We start from the raw sequence: 17,460 nt of genomic DNA, 5'->3' as shown, positions 1-17,460 counted from the left end.
CCTACTTTCGGCCACCGACATCGCTGCGCAGAGCGACTCGGGCGTCATCCGCACGGAGCACTAAACTCGGGGCCGTGACCGCAGCCTCCACTCCCGAGCTCGAAGCCGACCGTCAGGCGCTCATCCGCCTCATCAACGACGAGGCGGTGTTCCACGGCGACTTCACCCTCTCGAGCGGCAAGAAGGCGACGTACTACGTCGACATGCGCAAGCTCACGCTCGATCACCGCGCGGCCCCGGCCATCGGTCGGCTCGTGCTCGACCTGGTGAAGGACCTCGACGGCGTCGTCGCCGTCGGTGGGCTCACCCTCGGTGCCGACCCCATCGCCAACGCGGTGATGCACGAGTCGGTGCACGCCGGTCGTCCACTCGACGCGTTCGTCGTGCGCAAGGAGCCCAAGGACCACGGTCGCGGCCGCCAGGTCGAGGGCGCCGACGTCGCGGGCAAGCGGGTCGTCGTCGTCGAGGACACCTCGACCACGGGGCAGTCGGCGCTCAAGGCCGTCGAGGCGCTTCGCCGCGAGGGCGCCGAGGTCGTCGCCGTCGCGGTGATCGTCGACCGCAAGACCGGTGCGCAGGCCGCCATCGAGGCCGAGGGCCTGCAGTGGCTGGCATCCATCGATCTCGACGACCTCGGGCTCGCTCCGCAGTAACGGGGTCGAAGCCTTCGCCGTCCAGGTGAACGGTGCGCCGCTCCCGCGTCAGCGCGCCTCGTCGTCCGGCCCGGGGCCGTCGAAGGGATCACGCCCGCCGCCGCCGCGGCGCGAGCGCCGCCACTGCACGATGAACGCCACGAGCGTGCCGGCGGTGATGAGGAAGGCCGTGATCAGCCACAGCGTGCGATCGTCCATATCCTCATCCTCGCCGACGTCGCTCGGTACCCGTCAAGCCCGCCCGGAGCGCGAACGTCGTCCGAACGCGGGCGCCGGAGCTCAGAGACCCGCCTCGAGGCCTTCCTCGCCGTCGGCGAGTTCGGTCTCGAAGGGCTCGGCGCGTACCAGTTCGGCGACGGAGCCGAGGATCTCGTCGGGCCGGAAGGGGTAGCGCTCGATCTCGCGCTGGTCGCTGATGCCGGTGAGCACCAGCACCGTGTGCAGGCCCGCCTCGATGCCGGCGACGATGTCGGTGTCCATGCGGTCGCCGATCATGCCGGTGTTCTCGCTGTGTGCGCCGATGCGGTTGAGGGCCGAGCGGAACATCATCGGATTGGGCTTGCCGACGATATAGGGCTCTTTGCCGGTCGCTTTGGTGATGAGCGCGGCGATCGCGCCCGTCGCGGGGAGCACTCCCTCGGTCGAGGGGCCGGTGGCATCCGGATTCGTGGCGATGAAGCGCGCACCGCCGCGGATGAAGCGGATGGCCTTCGTGATGGCCTCGAACGAGTAGTTGCGCGTCTCGCCCACGACGACGTAATCGGGAGTGGTCTCGGTCATGATGAAGCCGGCCTCGTGGAGGGCCGTGGTCAGCCCCGCCTCGCCGATGACGAACGCGGAACCGCCCGGCATCTGCGACTTCAGGAAGTCGGCGGTCGCCAGCGCCGAGGTCCAGATGGACGCCTCGGGGACGTCGAGGCCGGATGCCCGCAGCCGCGCGCTGAGGTCGCGCGGCGTGAAGATCGAGTTGTTCGTCAGCACGAGGAACGGCGTGCCCTCGGCGCGCCACTGCGCGAGCAGTTCGGACGCCCCCGCGATGGGCGTGTTCTCGTGGACGAGAACGCCGTCCATGTCGGTGAGCCAGCACTCGATGTCGCCACGCGTCCGCATGGGGCCCAGCCTATCCCCGGCCTCCGACACTCTCCGGGAACGAACGAGGGCGGGCCCGGCTGGAAAGCCGTGACCCGCCGGTCCGTGGAGAAGACGCCTTACTTGAAGGTGTCCTTGACGTTCTCGCCGGCCTTCTTGGCGTCCGCCTTCACCTGGTCGGCCTTGCCCTCGGCGACGAGCTTGTCGTTGTCGGTGGCGTTGCCGATGGTTTCCTTCGCCTTGCCCACGATGTCCTGAGCGGCGTTCTTGATCTTGTCGTCCAGACCCATGATCTGACTCCTTCTCGAAATGTCGGCGTCGGCGAGAGGTCTCGTCGCGACGGAGCGGGTGCTCATGAAGGAGACGCGCGGAGTCGCCGATTCGTCACGCATCGGTTCGAAAAACTTTCTCGGGCAGCGATATGCCGTAAACGGAATGGACCCGTGACGGCGGCGGCCGATCTCGTTAGGGTCGTAGGGTGGCGCGCACCGAGTGGGATCCTCAGAACCTCCCCGACCTGTCGGGGCGGTCGTACCTCGTCACCGGCGCCACGCGGGGGCTCGGGTATTTCGCCAGTGAGCAGCTGGCCGCCGCAGGGGCCCGCGTGCTGCTCACCGGTCGCAACCCGAACCGTCTCGCCGCGGCGAAGTCGGCGGTGAAGCGATCGCATCCGGATGCCGCGATCGAGACGCTGCTGCTCGACACCAGCAACATGGGGTCGGTGCGGGCGGCTGCGGCGACAGCCCGTGCGCGGGGCCGACTCGACGGCCTCCTCTTGAACGCCGGCGTCGTGCACCCGCCGAAGCAGCGCGAGACCGTGGGCGGTCACGAACTGGTGTTCGCGACCAACGTGCTCGGTCACTTCGCGCTCGCGGGCGAGCTGCTCAAGCCCCTCGCCGCCGCCGGCGGGCGGATGGTGTGGGTGGGCAGCATGTCGACCTCGATCTGGAAACACCTGCCCACCGATCCCGAGCTCCACGACGGCTACACGCCGTGGCGCGCCTACGTGCAGTCGAAGGCGGCGACCACGGCGCTCGCGCTCGAGGCGGACAAGCGCCTGCGCGCCCACGGCGTTCCGGTGCAGAGCCTGGTGGCGCACCCCGGCTACTCCACGAGCGGACGCACCCGGGGGGTGCGCGGCGTCAACGAGCCGAGCCGGCTCACCCGTTTCCTCGACAACCTGCAGGCGCCGATCACGCAGTCGAAGGAGCAGGGCGCCTGGGCGCTCGTGCGCGCGGTGGTCGACCCCCTCGCCGAGGGAGGCGAGATGTACGGCCCCGCGCTCGTCGCCCGGGGCGAGCCGCGCGTGGCCACCCCGGCGCGACGCACCCGTCGCAGCGAACTCGGGGCCGAGCTCTGGCGGGCGTGCGAGACCGCGACCCACGTGCGCTGGCCCTTCGATCGGGCCCGACGCGCGGCATCCTGATCCCGCCCTGTCGATGTCGGCGCTGAGCCCTACAGTGATCGCATGGACCAGGCGACGGCCGACAGCATCGATTCCGCCGATGTCCGCGGCCTGAGCGCCGCCGACGTCGCCGAACGGGTCGCCGCCGGGCAGACGAACGCGTTCACCGCCGACAGCAGTCGCAGCGCGTGGAACATCGTGCGGGCCAACGTCTTCACGCTCTTCAACGCCATCGTCGCGGCGTGCTTCCTCGTGCTGCTGCTGCTCGGGCGCTGGCAGGACGCCCTGTTCGGCGTGGCGGCGCTGTCGAACGCGGTGATCGGGTGCGTGCAGGAGTTCCGCGCGAAGGCGGCACTGGACCGTCTCGCCCTGCTGAACGCCCCCCGCGCCCGCGTGCGTCGCGAGGGCGTCGACGCCGAGATCGCGCCTCCCGAGGTGGTCCGAGACGATCTGCTCGTGCTGCGCGCGGGCGATCAGGTGCCCGCCGATGCGGTCGTGGTCGACTCGCGGGGGCTGCAGATCGATGAATCGATGTTGACCGGCGAATCGGATGCCGTCGACAAGCGTCCCGACGACGAAGCGCTGTCGGGCTCGATCGTCGTCGCCGGCGAGGGCACGGCCCGGGTCGTGCGCGTGGGCTCCGAGTCGTACGCGAACACCTTCGCCGCCGAGGCGAAGCGCTTCCAGCTCGTCTCGAGCGAGCTACGGACCTCGATCGACCGCGTGCTGCGATGGGTCGGGTGGGGGATCGGCCCCATCGGGCTGCTGGTGCTCAACGCGCAGATGATGGTCGCCGGCGGCTGGGTGCAGGCGTGGCAGCAGGGCACCTGGCAGCAGGCGGTGGTCAACACGATCGCGTCGCTGACGGCGATGATCCCGCTCGGACTCGTGCTGATGACCTCGATCGCCTTCGCCGTCGGCGCCGCGCGACTGGCGGGACAGAAGGTGCTCGTCAACGAACTGCCCGCGGTCGAGGGTCTCGCCCGCGTCGACGTCATCTGCCTCGACAAGACCGGCACGCTCACCGCCGGCGAGATCCGCTTCGACGACGTGCTGTCCCTCGAAGAGAGCGACGGATGGCGCGCGGCCCTCGCCTGGTACGGCGCCGCGGCCGACGCGAACGCCACCGCGAAGTGCCTGCGCGAGCCGTTCCCCCTCGACGAGCCGGTCGAGGCGGTGCGGCGCATCCCGTTCTCGTCGGCGCGCAAGTGGAGCGCGGTGTCGTTCGCATCCGGGGGTACGTGGATCCTCGGCGCACCCGAGATGGTCTTCGGCGATCTCGCGGCCGACGCGGGCACCGATCTGGGAGCCGCCGTCACGCGGCTGGCGTCGTCGGGCCGTCGCACGCTCGTGCTCGGGCGCACCGCCACCGCCCTCGACGACATCGACGTCGAGCAGGAGCGCTTGCCCGGGGCTCCGGTCGCCGTCGCCGTGCTCACGTTCGTCGAGGCCGTGCGACCCGACGCGGCTGAGGCGCTGGCCTACTTCCGCGAGCAGGGCGTGGGAGTTCGCGTCATCTCGGGCGACAACCCCCGCACGGTGGCGGCGATCGCCCGCGAGGTGGGACTCGAGGTCGACGAGGGTTACGACGCCCGGCGCCTGCCCGAGGATGACGCCGAGCTCGGACGCGTGCTCGAGCAGCACACCGTCTTCGGCCGCGTCACGCCCGATCAGAAGAGACGAATGGTCACCGCCCTCCAAGCGCGCGGTCATGTCGTGGCCATGACGGGCGACGGGGTCAACGATGCCCTGGCCATCAAGACGGCCGACATCGGCATCGCCATGAACTCGGGGGCCGCGGCCACCAAGGCCGTCGCGCGCCTCGTGCTGCTCGACGGACGCTTCTCGCATCTGCCCTCGGTGGTGGCCGAAGGGCGCCAGGTCATCGCGAACATCGAACGCGTCTCGATGCTCTTCCTGACGAAGACCGTCTACGCGACCGGCCTCGCCGTGCTCTTCGGCGCGCTGGTGATGGAGTTCCCCTTCCTCCCGCGGCAGCTGTCGATCACCGACGGCCTGACCATCGGCATCCCCGCGTTCTTCCTGGCGCTGCTGCCGAACACGCAGCGCTACGTGCCGGGGTTCCTCGCGCGGTCGTTGAGTTTCGCCATACCGGCCGGGCTCGTCATCGCCGTCTCGCTCACCCTTTACACGCGCCTCGCGATGGGCATGGGTCTGAGCGTCGAGCAACTGCGCACCGGGGCGACGATCATCCTCGCGATCGTGGCGATCTGGGTGCTCACCGTGCTGTCACGGCCGGTGACGCGCGTGAAGGTGCTCGTCATCGGTGCGATGTTCATCGCCCTGACCGCGATCTTCACGGTGCCCGCACTGGGCGAGTTCTTCCAGCTGCAGGACCCGGGCGAAGACGGCGCGGTGCTCATCACGGTGGTCGTCGTCGTGGCCATCGGTGCGATCGAGGTCGTCCGTTTCGCCCACCGCCGCTTCGTGCGGCGCTCGCTCGTCGCCCACGCCGGTCGTCGACAGGATGCGTCCTCCGAGATGGCGGCGGCGGTACCGCGCCGTCGGCCCACGGTCGTCTCGGCGGCGATCGTCCTCGTGTACGTCGGCGGCCTCATCAACACCGCGCTGGGGATCGTCGTGCTGCTCGCCCGCTACGAGGTGCCGGACGACCTCGTGCTCTCCACGTCCCTCGTCGGCGCGGCGACCGTGCTTCTCGGGCTGCTCACCGTCGCCGGCGGATCCGCGCTCGCGCGCGGCAGTGTGCTCGCGCGCAACCTGCTCACCGCCTACCTGGGACTGCTCGCCGTCCTGCAGGCGGTGGCCATGGTCCTCACCGAACTCGACCCGGTGCTCTCGGTCGCGCTCCTGGCAGCGGTGGCCGTGATCGTCGCGATCTGGGTGCCCGGGCGCTCGCGGCGCTGGTTCGGTCCCGCGAGCGCCGCCCGGGGCGCGTCGGCGCCCTCCGTCTAGCGACGGGCCGCGCACGGCGACCCGTGTCAGGCCGTCAGCCAGACCGACCCGCCCGCCCCTGCGGGGAGGGCCACCTCGATGCCGTCCGCGCGGACGACCTCCTCGGACACGACCTCGAGCTCATGCCCCACGTCGATGCGGCGTTCGACGAGGGCGCGCAGCAACTCGGGGTCGCGATCGCTCACCCGCAGCACGCGTCCGGCGTGGCCCGGGGGCGCCTCGGTGAGCAGCACGAAGGGTTCGCGGTGCACCACGCCATCGGCATCCGGGATCGCGTCGCCGTGCGGGTCGAACCGGGGTCGCCCGAGGCGCTCGTCGATCCCCTCGAGCAGGCGCTCGCTCAGCGCGTGCTCGAGGACCTCGGCTTCGTCGTGCACCTCGTCCCACGCGTAGTCGAACTCGCGCACGAGCCACGTCTCGATGAGTCGGTGCCGACGGATGACACCGGCCGCGCGACGGGCGCCCGCCGGGGTCAGTGACACGGGCCCGTACGGGCGATGCGTCACGAGACCTTGCGCAGCGAGCTTCTTCACCATCTCGGTCACGCTCGAGGGGGCGAGGCCCAGCACGCCCGCGAGCTGCGAGGGCGTGATCGGCGTGTCCTGCCACTCGGTGTGGTGGTAGATCGCCTTGAGGTAGTCGTCGGATACGGGCGATTCCACGCCGTCAGCCTATCCGCCGGTGAACACCAGCCACAGGAGCACGACGTTCAGGGTGATGAGGAACGCGGATGCCACCACCCCGGCGACCGTCGTCAGGATGCGGTTGCGGTAGGCGCCGAGCACCGTGCCACGGGCCGTGAGCACGACGAGGGGGACGAGCGCGAACGGGATGCCGAACGACAGCACCACCTGGCTGAGCACGAGCGCGAGGGTCGGGTCGACGCCCAGGGCGAGGATGACGAGGGCGGGGACGAGCGTGACGAGCCGACGCACAACGAGGGGGATGCGCGCGCGCAGCAGTCCGTGCATGATCTCGGCCCCCGCGTATGCGCCGACGGAGGTCGAGGCCAGGCCGCTGGCGAGCAGGCCCACGGCGAAGAGCGTCGCGACGGCGGGACCGAGGCCGTCGCGAAGCGCGGCGTAGGCGCCCTCGAGGCTGTCGGTGCCGTCGACCCCCGCGAGGTTCGCCGCGGCCAGGAGCAGGATCGCGAGATTGACCGTGCCGGCGACGGCGAGGGCGATCGTGACATCCCAGCGGGTCGCGCGCAGGAGGCGCGGGGTGGAGATGCCGCGGGCGTCCTCGAGGCGGGAGTGCGCGGCATCCGTCGTGTCGGTGTCCGTCGCGGGCCGCATCGGGGTGGCGTCGACGCGTGATGCGTGGGCGGCCGACGGGGTGGCATCCGTCGACGATCGCGAGGCGGCGACGACCGAGGGCGCCGACGTCGTGATGGTGTCGGTGCCGTCCGCGGGAGCGAACCGGTCGCGCGCCAGTGCCGAGTGCGCGTAGATAGCGTGCGGCATGATCGTCGCGCCGAGGATGGATGCCGCGAGCAGCACCGATTCCGTGCCCTCGAAGCGCGGGACGAGTCCGCCGATGACGCCGTCGGGCGCGGGCGGGGCGAAGAAGAGGCCGAACGAGAAGCCCACCGCGATGATGACGAGCAGGCCGATCAGCACCGTCTCGAAGGCTCGCGCCCCCCGACGCGTCTGCACGAGCAGCAGCGCCATCGACACGACCCCCGTGATCGCGCCACCCCAGAGAAGGGGCACGCCGAAGAGCAGATACAGGGCGACTGCCCCGCCGATGACCTCGGCGACGTCGGTGGCCATCGCGACGAGTTCGGCCTGCAGCCAGTACGCGCGTCGAGCCCACGGTCGGCGGATGCGGCGGCCGAGCACCTGCGGCAGGCTCTCGCCCGTGACGATGCCGAGCTTGGCCGAGAGGTATTGGATCAACCAGGCCATGACGTTGCCGAGCACGACGACCCACACCAGCAGATAGCCGAACGCGGCGCCCGCGGTCATGTTGCTCGCGACGTTGCCCGGGTCGAGGTACGCGACGCCGGCGACCATCGCGGGGCCGAGGAGCCACAGGGCGCGCCCCGGCGCGTGGCGTCGGTCGACGGCATCCGTGGTTTTCGGCATGCCGAAAAGTTATCAGGATTTCGGTAAGCCGAAAAGTGGGTGGCCGGCACTCACGCGAACTGCCTCGACCCGCCCGCACAGAACCCCGCCGACGCGGATTCCACCTACGCCTACTGCGCACCCCGGCACCCCGCCGAGCTTCGGCCCCACCGCTCAACGGTTCTCGATTTCGTTCGCGAGGAAACCGCGATGACGACCTTTCGCGCACACGATCTTCGGCGTCGAGCGGCCCTCCGATCACCACATGGAAGGCCTGGCAGTTCTCGTGGAGGCCAACCCCGGCAAGGCGCGCCTGGTGGCCCTCGCGGTCTTACTCGCCGCGTCCTGTCCGATGTCGGGGGTCGGCGCTGACCCGCTCGACCACATCACTGTTGCGATCGCGCCGACGACAATGATGGTCGCGACACCCAGGGTGAGCGCGTACCAGCGGCTGCGCACCTCAGTAGGTGACGATGGCCGTCAGAAGATCGCGGTAGTCGCCGACAGAGGAGGTCTGGTTGGCGGGGATGCGACAGTAGACGGTGAACAGCTGAGCAGCTCCCGTGCCCGTGCCGGACACGTTGTCAGTGGGAGTGGTACCCCAGTTGCTCGTCCGTGCGCTGTCTCGATAGAGCGCTTAGTTGAGATATTGAGTGGTTCCGTTGATGCTGGGTCCGTCCGTCCTGCGGGTGGTTGTCGAACCGAGCGAGTTAGTCCCGCTGCTGATGCCGACCGAGTAGGTCGTGCCGTTCGTAGCCGTGACGGTGATCTGGCTCGTCGAATCCAGCTGCAATCCGGTGTAGTTACCGAAAGAGAGCGAGCTCGCGGAAACACTTGCGGATGCCGCGACAGTGGCGCTCGCGCCGAACGCGCTGCTGGTCTGGGCCGCGAAAGCTGGCGTTGGGAAGGCGAGGCCGGTGACGAGAAGAAGGGTCGCGCCAGCGGCTGCAACAGGACGACGTGACATATAGATCCGTTCGGGTCGGAAGCTTCGCGACGCGAAGCAATTCAACGAACCCGCAAAACCCAGCAGGACGCTACAGAAAACGCAAAAGTGTTGACCACTTCACGCCCTTGATACGGTGTCTCGCAACAGAACCAGAGCGTTGCCGCACTGTTCGCCTGAATGGGGATGGTAGCTGCGCAGGTCGGAAACGAGCAGACAAGCTGAGCCAAGGGTGGTGCGAAACCGATCGGTTTTGCACCACCGTCGACGGTGGATGGCGGAGGCGGGCAGCCCCGTGGGTCTGCCCGCCTCCGTCGCGTGCTGCGGGTCAGCGCACGGTCGTGGTGGTGGTGTCGGTGTTGTTGCGGACAGCCGGGTCCGGCGTCTTCACCGAGAACGTGGTCGCCAGGGCGGTTCCCTTCCCGGTACCGGTGGCCTTCACAGTGACCTTGTCGATCACGGTCTGTGCCTTGGTGAGGGTGGAGCGTTGGAAGATGACGAGGTTTCCGATGCGGGTGTACTTCCCGGTCGCGGACACGAACTGCGTGTTCGGCGGCAGGATCACCTTCGTGTAGACGCTGCTCGAGGTCGCCGGTCCGGCGTTCTTCGTGGTCACCGAGTAGACGTAGGTCTTCCCCTTCGCCGCGGTGGTCGGTGCGGCGATGTCGACGCTGAGGTCGGCCTTCGTCGTGACGGCCCTCGAGGAGATGGTGAGGGTGCTGTCCGCGGTCGCCCTCCCGGCGCTGTTGGTCGCCGCGACGGTGAACTTGTAGGTGCCGGCCTGGGTTGGGGTGCCGCTCAGGCGCCCGGTCTTGTCCAGGGTCAGGCCCGGCGGCAGGGTGCCGGAGGCGAGGGTCACCTCCGGGGTCGGGGTGCCGGTGACGGTGTAGGTGTAGTCAAAGGCGGAGCCGACGACACCGGCAGCGGCGACACCGGAGAGAGTCGGAGCGACAGGCGCGGGGGCGACGGTGATCGTGCTCGTGGTCGTTGCCGTTCCGGCCATGCTCACTGCCTGCACGGTGAACGTGAACGTGGCGGCCGTGGTCGGCGTGCCGGTCAGGCGGCCCGCCTCATCGAGGGCGAGGCCCGGAGGGAGCGTGCCGGACTGGACGGTGACGCTCGGGGTCGGGGTGCCGGTGACGGTGTAGGTGAAGTCGTATGCGGCTCCGACTGTCGCGCCGGTGGGGTTGCCGGTGATGGTGGGAGCGACAGGCGCGGGTGTGATGGTGATGGTGTGGGAGGTGCCGACAGTGTTCCCGAAGCTGTTGGTCGCGGAGACGGTGAAAGTGGACGCGCCTTCGGTGGTGGGGATGCCGGAGAGCACGCCACCGGAAGTGAGAGTCAACCCGTCCGGAAGAGTCCCGGACGCGACAGCGAACGTCGCTGCGCTGCGGTCAGTGGCGAAGGTGTAGGTGAAAGCGTCACCGATGGCCGCGGTCGCCGGGGGTGCGTCGGCCGTGAACACCGGCTGTGCCCCGAGCGCGAGGTTGAAGTAGAAGCCGGCGGCGATGGCGGTGACGCCGGTGAGGCCGGCCGGAGCGGGGGACTGCCCGAAGCGGTCGTCTCCCCAGACGGTGACAGTGCCGTCGCTCTTCAGCGCGACGCTGTGAAAGCCGCCGGCGGAGATGGCGGTGACGCCGGTGAGGTCGGCCGGAACGGTGGCCCGCCCGTAGCCGTTGTCTCCCCAGGCGGTGACGGTGCCGTCGCCTTTCAGCACAAGGTTGTGGGAGTAGCCGGCGGAGATGGCGGTGACGCCGGTGAGGTCGGCCGGGACGGTGGCCTGCCCGAATTCGTTGTCTCCCCAGGCGATGACGGTGCCGTCGCCTTTCAGCGCAAGGCTGTGGGTGCCGCCGGCGGAGATGGCGATGACGCCGGTGAGGTCGGCCGGAACGGTGGCCTGCCCGTAGCCGTTGTCTCCCCAGGCGGTGACGGTGCCGTCGCCTTTCAGCGCAAGGCTGTGGGAGTAGCCGCCGGCGATGGCGGTGACGCCGGTGAGTCCGGCCGGAACGGTGGCCTGCCCGAATTCGTTGTCTCCCCAGGCGGTGACAGTGCCGTCGCCTTTCAGCGCAAGGCTGTGAGTGCCGCCGGCGGAGATGGCGGTGACGCCGGTGAGTCCGGCCGGGACGGTGGCCTGCCCGGCGCCGTTTGCTCCCCAGGCGGTGACGGTGCCGTCGCCTTTCAGCGCAAGGCTGTGGTCGGATCCGCCGGCGATGGCGGTGACATCGGTGAGTCCGGCCGGGACGGTGGCCTGCCCGAAGCTCTTGTCGCCCCAGGCGATGATCCCGGTGGAAGCGCGAGCAGGGGCCGCCGGTTCGGCTGCCGCGACCAGTGGAGCTGTGGTCCCCGCAAACAGAGCGGCGACGACCGTGAGAGCGGCCCACGTTCCGGTCTTCCTGCGCCTTACCGGCCACGCGAGACGCCGGCGGATACCGGAGGGCGACTCGGTCGCGGATGGGACGCTCCAAGAGGAGGGGGAGAGTGCGGGCGAAGTCACGACGGGGTCCTTTCCGGGCAGCAAAACACAGCCGACCGTAAGAGCGTTCTCGTCGACGGTCGCTCCGCGACCGTGACACGCCATCGGCCACCCTGCAACGCCCTCTAGCGGCCATGACCGGAACCGGACAGCGATACCCGGCAGACGAAAGTAGGCGCGGAGCTAGCCACAGCGCGTCTCGTAAGAGGATCGCTTACCGGGACGCTCAGAGAACCCGGATCCGCACTCTTCAATTATCGGGAGCGTCCCGGCAGACCCGTCCCGGGATCGTCCCGACAGAGGGGCCTCCGCCGAAACGCCGACGGGTTCGTCCGTGGTGCAGAACCGATCGGTTTTGCACCAGGCTGGCGCCCGTCGACGAGGTAACGGATTCTCGGGGATCGTCAGGGTGCAAAACCCCCGTGCGAATCTTGAATCGGTGCGGAACCCCACCTGACCCTTTCGCACCCCGGGCGCCGCACGGCGCGCGGATAGCATGAAGCGATGACGGATGCCGACCAGACCACGCCGGCATCCGGCGCCGCGGGCGATGCCGACAGGACCACGCCGGCATCCGGCGCCGCGGGCGATGCCGACCCGACGGATGTCGCGAATGAGTCGCCGCGAGCCGCGCGGACATCGGCGGGTCCCGGGGCGGGCGACGGACCGGCAGCCGGCGTGACGCACGGCGTCGGCCCCTGGGCGGGTGACTGGCCGGACGATCCGCGTTACGACCCCGAACTGCTCGCGAACGGCGACACCCGCAACGTCGTCGATGCGTACCGGTACTGGACGATGGAGGCGATCGTCGCCGACCTCGATGCCCAGCGGCATCCGTTCCACGTCGCCATCGAGAACTGGCAGCACGACCTCAACATCGGGTCCATCGTGCGCAGCGCCAACGCCTTCCTGGCCGCCGAAGTGCACATCGTGGGCAAGCGCCGCTGGAACCGTCGCGGCGCGATGGTGACCGACCGCTATCAGCACGTGCGTCACCACGAGGACGTCGCGGCCTTCGTCGCCTGGGCGCGCGAGGCGGGTCTGCCCGTGATCGCCGTGGACAACGTCGAGGGATCGGTGCCCGTCGACCGGGCGGATCTGCCCGAGGCCTGCGTGTTGTTGTTCGGGCAGGAGGGTCCGGGACTGTCGCCCGAGGCGATCGCCACGGCCTCGGGGGTGGTCGAGATCACGCAGTACGGATCGACGCGCTCGATCAACGCGGCGTCTGCGGCGGCCGTGATCATGTACGAGTGGTGCCGCCGCTGGGCGTGAGCCGCGGCGAGGACCGCCCGGCTGCGTCGGGGCCTCGGCTGGAGATCGCGGCGAGGGCCCGGCTCTCGAGGACCGCGGTCGCGCGAAGACTCAGCCGCCGGCCGTCATCCAGGCCCTCCCGCGCACCCGCAGGCCCAGCGTGAGCGCCCGCGCGAGCATGTAGACGCCGAAGAACGCCGCGGCCACCCAGGCGAGCCCCGCCGCGCCGCCTCCGGCGAAGACGCCGACGAGCACGAGCGCGGGCACGTAGGGCACGAGGTTCAGCACGCCGGCGAGCGCGAGGTAGCGCGCGTCACCGGCGCCGATGAGCACGCCGTCGAGCACGAAGACGAACGCCGCGAGCGGCTGCGACACCGCGAGCACGAGCAGCGCCGGCTGGATGAGCGCGGCGATCTCGGCATCGCCCGTGAAGACGAGACCGAGCACGCCCGACGACGCCGCGACCACGGCTCCGACCGCCACGCCGAACCAGACGCCCCACGCGCTCGTGCGCGCGAGGACGCGCCCGACCGTCTCGGTGTCGCCGGCGCCGAGCGCCCGCCCGATAAGCGCCTGAGCGGCGATCGCCAGGGCGTCGAGCGCGAAGGCGGCCGTCGAGAAGATGGTGAAGGCGATCTGCCAGCCCGCCAGCTCGGCCGAACCGAGACCGGTCGCCACGGCGACGGTCGCGAGGAAGGCGGCGCGCAGGCTCACCGTGCGGAGGAACAGCCACCCGCCCGATCGCACGGTGCCCCCGAGACCGTCGCGCTGGGGTCGGACGGATGCCGCGTGCAGACGCGCGAGGCGCCGCACGACCAGCACGTAGGCACCCACCATGCCCCACTGGGCCGCGACCGTGCCCACGGCGGAGCCGGCGATGCCCCACCCGAAGCCGTAGATGAACAGGGCGTTCAACGCCGCGTTCGCCCCGAAGCCGAGACCCGCGATCCACAGGGGGGTGACGGTGTTCTGCATGCCGCGCAGCAGGCCGGTCGCGGCGAACACGACCAGCATCGCCGGGAGGCCCCACATCGAGATCGTCAGGTACGTGCGGGCGTTCTCGGCCACGTCGGGCGCAGCGCCGAACACGTCGACGACCAACGGCGAGAGGATCGACCCCACCGCGGCGAGCACCGCGCCGAGCGCGAGCGCCAACCACATGCCGTCGATACCCACCGACACGGCACGACCCGGTTCGCCGGCACCGAACCGCCGGGCGACGGCCGGGGTGGTGGCGTAGGCGAGGAACACCATGAGCCCCACGATCGTGTGCAGCACCGCCCCGGCGATACCGAGGCCCGCCAGCGGAGCGACGCCCAGGTGGCCGATCATCGCGGCGTCGACGATGAGGAACAGCGGCTCGGCGATGAGCGCGCCGAGCGCCGGAACAGCGAGCCGCAGGATGGAGCGGTTCAGTGTCTCGGGCGGCGAAGTCGTCACCCGTCGAGCCTAGGACGCACCTCCGACACCGATCCGGACTCACCCGCCGCGGGTTCGGAGCCGGCACAGAGAACCGGCCTTTATCCTGTCTGCATGACCGACATCCCCCGCTCCTCCGGTCTCGCGCTCGACGAGCTCAGTGACGAGATCCGCCCCCAGGACGACCTGTTCCGGCACGTGAACGGCCGCTGGCTGGAGCGCACCGAGATCCCCGACGACAAGGCCCGCTGGGGCTCGTTCCACCTCATCGCCGAGCAGGCGGAGGCCGACGTCCGCACGATCGTCCAAGAGTCCCAGGACGCCGAGCCGGGCACCGAGGCCCGCAAGATCGGCGACCTGTTCGCGAGCTTCATGGACACCGCGCGCATCGAGCAGCAGGGCGGTCGGCCGGTGACCGGCCAGCTCGAGCGCGTCGACGGAGTCGATGGCATCCCCTCCTTCCTCCGGCTCGTGGGCGAGCTGGAACGCGACGGCATCAGCGGCCTGCTCACCCTCTTCGTCGAGCCCGACCCGGGCGACCCCACGCGCTACGTCCCCGTGATCTACCAGGGCGGCATCTCGCTGCCCGACGAGAGCTACTACCGCCTCGACAACTTCGCCGAGACCCGTGAGGCGTACCGCGGGCACATCGCGCGCATCCTCGAGCTCGCCGGTGTCGGCGAGGCCGCGGCATCCGCCGATCGCGTCTTCGCCCTCGAGGCCGAGATCGCCTCCGCCCACTGGTCGCGTGAAGACAGTCGCGACTCGGTGAAGACCTACAACCTGAAGTCGTGGGACGACGTCGTGGCGCTCTCGGGCGTCGACCTCGAGCCCTGGCGGGCGGGGGTGGCACCGGGCCACGAGGACGCGTTCGCAGAGGTGGTCGTGTACCAGCCGAGCTTCGTCGAGTCCCTCGGCGGGCTGCTCGTCGAGGAGCGCCTCGAGGACTGGAAGGCGTGGCTGCGCTTCAAGATCGTGCATGCGGCGGCGGCCTTCCTCTCCGACGAGTTCGTGGCCGAGAACTTCGCGTTCTACGGCACGCAGCTCACCGGCGTCCCCGTCAACCGCGAGCGGTGGAAGCGCGGCGTGAGCCTGGTGGAGGCGGCGCTGGGAGAGGCGATCGGCAAGGTCTACGTCGAGCGGCACTTCAAGCCCGCGGCGAAGGATGCCATGGACGGCCTCGTCGCCGACCTGATCGAGGCGTACCGCCGCTCGATCCAGAACCTCGAGTGGATGACCGACGAGACCCGCGAGCGCGCGCTGGCCAAGCTCGACACCTTCGTGCCCAAGATCGGCTACCCGGTGCGGTGGAAGGACTACTCCGACGTCGAGGTCGACCCGACCGACCTGGTCGGCAACGTCCGCCGCGCGCACGTGTGGGAGCACGACCGCCAGCTCGCGAAAGTCGGCCAGCCGATCGACCGCGACGAGTGGTACATGACCCCCCAGACGGTCAACGCGTACTACAACCCGCTCATGAACGAGATCGTGTTCCCCGCGGCGATCCTGCAGTACCCGTTCTTCGACGCCGACCGCGACGCCGCCGCCAACTACGGCGGTATCGGTGCGGTCATCGGCCACGAGATCGGGCACGGCTTCGACGATCAGGGCAGCCGGTTCGACGCCGACGGGTCGCTTCGCGACTGGTGGACGGATGCCGACCGCGCGGCCTTCGAGGAGCGCACGAAGGCCCTCGTCGCCCAGTACGAGGCGCTCGTGCCGCAGGGCCTCGGCGCCGAGCACCACGTCAACGGGGAGCTCACGATCGGTGAGAACATCGGCGACCTGGGTGGCCTGGGCATCGCGATCGCCGCATACCGCATCTTCCTCGCCGAGCAGGGTGAGCCCGAGGGTGACGGGCCCGTGGTCGACGGCTACACGGGGATCCAGCGCCTGCTGCTGAGCTGGGCGCAGATCTGGCAGCAGAAGGGCCGGGATGCCGAGACCATCCGCCTTCTCACCATCGACCCGCACTCGCCGAACGAGTTCCGGTGCAATCAGATCGTGCGTAACATCGACGCGTTCTACGCGGCCTTCGACGTCACCGAGGGTGACGCGCTGTGGCTGGACGCCGACCAGCGCGTCACCATTTGGTGAGGCCGCGTTTGTTGTCTTCCTGACGCGGAAGGAGCCACGCTCGTGGGCATGCCCCCGGTTCCCGAGCCCGCCCTGCCCGATCCCGCCGGCGGGCCGGTGGCGTCGTCGCGACGCGACGCCCCGGCCCTCCGCGGCGCAGGCCGCAAGGGTCCCAAACGCCTGCCGCGACGCGCGGCGGCGGGGAGGCGTTCGTTCACGGCGACCTTGCGCGCGCTCGACGAATTGGCCGCCTCGGGCGCTCAGGTCTCGGTGCGCATCGACGACCTCGACGGGGGAGCCGAGGTGCTCGCGGGCGACGACTTCGTCACCCTGCCGGTCGGCGGGCTGGGGGTCGTGCCCCTGCTGGTCGAGGTGGCGGCGTCCTTCGAGGACGGTCGCATCGATCCGCTCGAGATCCTCGATCGCGCAGCCGTGCAGGGCGCCGCGCACGGGGGCGTGTGGCAGCACCTGAAGGCGCCGGCGCTGCCGCTGGTCGACGTCGCGATGCTCGCGGCGTCGTCGGGCGACGCTCTCGCCGTCAACGCGCTGCTGCACCGGGTGGGCCTGCAGTCCGTGCGCGCGCGGATCGAGCAGCTGGGACTGCGTCGCACCGCCCTGCTCGACCGGTTCCGCGACGACCGCGGCCCCGACGACGCACCCCACCTCGCCCTCTCCACCGCGCGCGAGATGGCCCAGGTGTTCGCGGGGCTGGTGAACTCGACAGTCGTCTCGCCCGGGGTGAGCGCGCAGGTCGCGGAGTGGCTGAGCCTGAACCACGACCTCTCGCTCGTGGCATCCGCCACCGGGCTCGACCCCTTCGCGCACGAGAATGATCAGCACGGGCTGCTGTTCGTCAACAAGACCGGCCGCGCGGCGGGGGTGCGCGCCGAGGCGGGTGTTCTCGGCGGTCCCCGCGCGGGGGTCGCCTACGCACTGATCGTCAACTTCGACGACCTCACCATCGCGCACCGACTCCGTGCGCACGACGCCTTCCGCGTGCTCGGCGTCGAACTCATGGAGTACGTGTACTGACGGCGGGTCGGGTGGACTCCGCCGGTCCGATCGCGGGAGGCGCCCATCCCTTGCGTACGTGCCCCCCCCCCCCCCCCCCCCCCCCCCCCCCCCCCCCCCCCCCCCCCCCCCCCCCC

13 protein-coding genes and 1 pseudogene are annotated in these 17,460 nt (G+C 70.3%); 6 read left to right on the top strand and 8 right to left on the bottom strand.

The features are described from left to right. The first annotated feature begins 74 nt into the window (after positions 1-74). Entirely contained in the window at positions 75-653 is a 579-nt protein-coding gene (gene pyrE, locus QRO03_RS05185) for an orotate phosphoribosyltransferase (RefSeq protein WP_285136466.1), read from the top strand. A gap of 48 nt (positions 654-701) precedes the next feature. On the opposite strand, the gene QRO03_RS05180 is transcribed toward pyrE, so the two are convergent. The 3 genes from QRO03_RS05180 to QRO03_RS05170 form a co-directional block, all read right to left on the bottom strand. Then, a complete protein-coding gene (locus QRO03_RS05180; protein WP_285136465.1) occupies positions 702-851 on the bottom strand; it encodes a hypothetical protein in 150 nt (49 codons plus the stop codon). 81 nt (positions 852-932) lie between these two features. Then, on the bottom strand, positions 933-1,763 hold the full coding sequence (locus QRO03_RS05175; protein WP_285136464.1) for an HAD-IIA family hydrolase: 831 nt from the start codon (positions 1,761-1,763) through the stop codon (positions 933-935). Positions 1,764-1,861: 98 nt separating this feature from the next. Further along, entirely contained in the window at positions 1,862-2,032 is a 171-nt protein-coding gene (locus tag QRO03_RS05170; RefSeq protein WP_055951934.1) for a CsbD family protein, read from the bottom strand. A 188-nt stretch (positions 2,033-2,220) separates the two neighbouring features. On the opposite strand from QRO03_RS05170, the gene QRO03_RS05165 reads away from it, so the two are divergent. Both QRO03_RS05165 and QRO03_RS05160 read left to right on the top strand, forming a co-directional pair. Continuing rightward, the gene (locus QRO03_RS05165; protein ID WP_285136463.1) at positions 2,221-3,168 is read left to right on the top strand and encodes an SDR family NAD(P)-dependent oxidoreductase; all 948 of its coding nucleotides are present in this window, start codon (positions 2,221-2,223) and stop codon (positions 3,166-3,168) included. A gap of 42 nt (positions 3,169-3,210) precedes the next feature. Continuing rightward, positions 3,211-6,081: an HAD-IC family P-type ATPase gene (locus QRO03_RS05160; protein ID WP_285136462.1), complete on the top strand. Its 2,871-nt coding sequence runs from the start codon at positions 3,211-3,213 to the stop codon at positions 6,079-6,081. A gap of 26 nt (positions 6,082-6,107) precedes the next feature. Here the strand turns inward: QRO03_RS05160 and QRO03_RS05155 are convergent, their stop codons facing one another. The 4 genes and pseudogenes from QRO03_RS05155 to QRO03_RS05140 all read right to left on the bottom strand — a co-directional run bounded on the left by QRO03_RS05155 (position 6,108) and on the right by QRO03_RS05140 (position 11,587). Further along, entirely contained in the window at positions 6,108-6,743 is a 636-nt protein-coding gene (locus QRO03_RS05155; RefSeq protein WP_285136460.1) for a metal-dependent transcriptional regulator, read from the bottom strand. 9 nt (positions 6,744-6,752) lie between these two features. Beyond that, positions 6,753-8,168, bottom strand: a complete 1,416-nt coding sequence (locus QRO03_RS05150) for an Nramp family divalent metal transporter (RefSeq protein ID WP_285136459.1) — start codon at positions 8,166-8,168, stop codon at positions 6,753-6,755. A 439-nt stretch (positions 8,169-8,607) separates the two neighbouring features. Next, positions 8,608-9,114: pseudogene (locus tag QRO03_RS05145) on the bottom strand (Csu type fimbrial protein). A 307-nt stretch (positions 9,115-9,421) separates the two neighbouring features. Beyond that, entirely contained in the window at positions 9,422-11,587 is a 2,166-nt protein-coding gene (locus tag QRO03_RS05140) for a putative Ig domain-containing protein (protein WP_285136458.1), read from the bottom strand. A 483-nt stretch (positions 11,588-12,070) separates the two neighbouring features. On the opposite strand from QRO03_RS05140, the gene QRO03_RS05135 reads away from it, so the two are divergent. Continuing rightward, on the top strand, positions 12,071-12,838 hold the full coding sequence (locus QRO03_RS05135) for a TrmH family RNA methyltransferase (protein WP_285136457.1): 768 nt from the start codon (positions 12,071-12,073) through the stop codon (positions 12,836-12,838). 90 nt (positions 12,839-12,928) lie between these two features. Here the strand turns inward: QRO03_RS05135 and QRO03_RS05130 are convergent, their stop codons facing one another. Continuing rightward, positions 12,929-14,257 carry an MATE family efflux transporter gene (locus QRO03_RS05130; protein WP_285136456.1) on the bottom strand — a complete coding sequence of 443 codons (1,329 nt, stop codon included), beginning with the start codon at positions 14,255-14,257 and terminating at the stop codon, positions 12,929-12,931. Between the two features lie 93 nt (positions 14,258-14,350). On the opposite strand from QRO03_RS05130, the gene QRO03_RS05125 reads away from it, so the two are divergent. Both QRO03_RS05125 and QRO03_RS05120 read left to right on the top strand, forming a co-directional pair. After that, entirely contained in the window at positions 14,351-16,333 is a 1,983-nt protein-coding gene (locus tag QRO03_RS05125) for a M13 family metallopeptidase (RefSeq protein WP_285136455.1), read from the top strand. Positions 16,334-16,375: 42 nt separating this feature from the next. Continuing rightward, the gene (locus tag QRO03_RS05120) at positions 16,376-17,344 is read left to right on the top strand and encodes a serine hydrolase (protein WP_285136454.1); all 969 of its coding nucleotides are present in this window, start codon (positions 16,376-16,378) and stop codon (positions 17,342-17,344) included. Positions 17,345-17,460: the final 116 nt, after the last annotated feature.

The organism is Microbacterium sp. lyk4-40-TSB-66 (assembly GCF_030209475.1).
Lineage (GTDB): Bacteria > Actinomycetota > Actinomycetes > Actinomycetales > Microbacteriaceae > Microbacterium.
Note: the sequence above shows the minus strand (reverse complement) of the source record. Positions and strands in the feature narration are given on the sequence as shown.

Bases quoted from the DNA above. Each gene is read 5' to 3' on its own strand.
- QRO03_RS05180 (WP_285136465.1), bottom strand. From the start codon at position 851: ATGGACGATCGCACGCTGTGGCTGATCACGGCCTTCCTCATCACCGCC.
- QRO03_RS05175 (WP_285136464.1), bottom strand. From the start codon at position 1,763: ATGCGGACGCGTGGCGACATCGAGTGCTGGCTCACCGACATGGACGGC.
- QRO03_RS05170 (WP_055951934.1), bottom strand. From the start codon at position 2,032: ATGGGTCTGGACGACAAGATCAAGAACGCCGCTCAGGACATCGTGGGC.
- QRO03_RS05160 (WP_285136462.1), top strand. From the start codon at position 3,211: ATGGACCAGGCGACGGCCGACAGCATCGATTCCGCCGATGTCCGCGGC.
- QRO03_RS05150 (WP_285136459.1), bottom strand. From the start codon at position 8,168: ATGCCGAAAACCACGGATGCCGTCGACCGACGCCACGCGCCGGGGCGC.
- QRO03_RS05135 (WP_285136457.1), top strand. From the start codon at position 12,071: ATGACGGATGCCGACCAGACCACGCCGGCATCCGGCGCCGCGGGCGAT.
- QRO03_RS05125 (WP_285136455.1), top strand. From the start codon at position 14,351: ATGACCGACATCCCCCGCTCCTCCGGTCTCGCGCTCGACGAGCTCAGT.